Origin of the sequence: Pseudokineococcus lusitanus (genome assembly GCF_003751265.1) — a bacterium.
In the GTDB taxonomy this organism is placed as follows: domain Bacteria; phylum Actinomycetota; class Actinomycetes; order Actinomycetales; family Quadrisphaeraceae; genus Pseudokineococcus; species Pseudokineococcus lusitanus.
This window is the reverse complement of the sequence record NZ_RJKN01000015.1, coordinates 3704-5602: the sequence shown is the minus strand read 5'-3', so window position 1 is coordinate 5602 and position 1899 is coordinate 3704. Positions and strand designations below refer to the sequence as shown.

At 60.7% G+C, this 1899-nt stretch carries 1 rRNA gene; it reads left to right on the top strand.

From position 1 onward, the window contains the following. Positions 1–174 precede the first annotated feature (174 nt). Positions 175–1696: ribosomal RNA gene (locus EDC03_RS17285) — 16S ribosomal RNA — on the top strand. Positions 1697–1899: the final 203 nt, after the last annotated feature.

The following is a 1899-nucleotide window of genomic DNA, read 5'->3' as shown; positions in this document are numbered from 1 at the left end:
GTCGGCTGCGGGTTGTCTGGTTGTCCCGTCCGGGGTGGCTGGGTGGTCGTGGTCGGCTTTTTTGCAGTATCTCGGGTGCTCGTCTCGCCAGTGGGGCGGGTGCTCGTTCTTTTGAGGTTGTTGTATTGGTTGCGACCGTTGCCTTTCGGGGTGGTGGTTGTTTGCCTTGTGACCTTGATGGAGAGTTTGATCCTGGCTCAGGACGAACGCTGGCGGCGTGCTTAACACATGCAAGTCGAACGGTGACGACCCAGCTTGCTGGGTCTGATCAGTGGCGAACGGGTGAGTAACACGTGAGCAACCTGCCCTCGACTCCGGGATAACCACCGGAAACGGTGGCTAATACTGGATATGACCTCTTGCCGCATGGTGGGGGGTGGAAAGTTTTTCGGTCGGGGATGGGCTCGCGGCCTATCAGCTTGTTGGTGGGGTGATGGCCTACCAAGGCGACGACGGGTAGCCGGCCTGAGAGGGTGACCGGCCACACTGGGACTGAGACACGGCCCAGACTCCTACGGGAGGCAGCAGTGGGGAATATTGCGCAATGGGCGGAAGCCTGACGCAGCGACGCCGCGTGAGGGATGAAGGCCTTCGGGTTGTAAACCTCTTTCAGCTCCGAAGAAGCGAGAGTGACGGTAGGAGCAGAAGAAGCACCGGCTAACTACGTGCCAGCAGCCGCGGTAATACGTAGGGTGCAAGCGTTGTCCGGAATTATTGGGCGTAAAGAGCTCGTAGGCGGCTCGTCGCGTCTGCTGTGAAAGCCCGGGGCTTAACCCCGGGTCTGCAGTGGGTACGGGCGGGCTAGAGTGCGGTAGGGGAGACTGGAATTCCTGGTGTAGCGGTGAAATGCGCAGATATCAGGAGGAACACCGGTGGCGAAGGCGGGTCTCTGGGCCGTAACTGACGCTGAGGAGCGAAAGCATGGGTAGCGAACAGGATTAGATACCCTGGTAGTCCATGCCGTAAACGTTGGGCGCTAGGTGTGGGCCGCATTCCACGTGGTCCGTGCCGCAGCTAACGCATTAAGCGCCCCGCCTGGGGAGTACGGCCGCAAGGCTAAAACTCAAAGGAATTGACGGGGCCCCGCACAAGCGGCGGAGCATGCGGATTAATTCGATGCAACGCGAAGAACCTTACCAAGGCTTGACATGCAGGGAAATCCTCCAGAGATGGTGGGTCCGCAAGGGTCCTGCGCAGGTGGTGCATGGTTGTCGTCAGCTCGTGTCGTGAGATGTTGGGTTAAGTCCCGCAACGAGCGCAACCCTCGTTCGATGTTGCCAGCGGGTGATGCCGGGGACTCATCGGAGACTGCCGGGGTCAACTCGGAGGAAGGTGGGGATGACGTCAAATCATCATGCCCCTTATGTCTTGGGCTTCACGCATGCTACAATGGCCGGTACAATGGGCTGCGAGACCGTGAGGTGGAGCGAATCCCAAAAAGCCGGTCTCAGTTCGGATCGGGGTCTGCAACTCGACCCCGTGAAGTCGGAGTCGCTAGTAATCGCAGATCAGCAACGCTGCGGTGAATACGTTCCCGGGGCTTGTACACACCGCCCGTCACGTCACGAAAGTCGGTAACACCCGAAGCCGGTGGCCCAACCCGTCAGGGAGGGAGCTGTCGAAGGTGGGACTGGCGATTGGGACGAAGTCGTAACAAGGTAGCCGTACCGGAAGGTGCGGCTGGATCACCTCCTTTCTAAGGAGCAACCGACCACTCCTGGTGGTCCTCGCAAGGGGGCCGGGTGGGGGTGGGTCTGGTAGCCGGGCCCGGGCCGTGCGCGTCCGGGGCGGTGCTCGTGGGTGGAACATTCGGCTGGTCCGGGGCTTGTCGCTCCTTTGGTGGTCTGAGTACCGCGTCCGCTTGGTCACATCTTTCGGGGTGTGGGTGGGTGGTTCGAC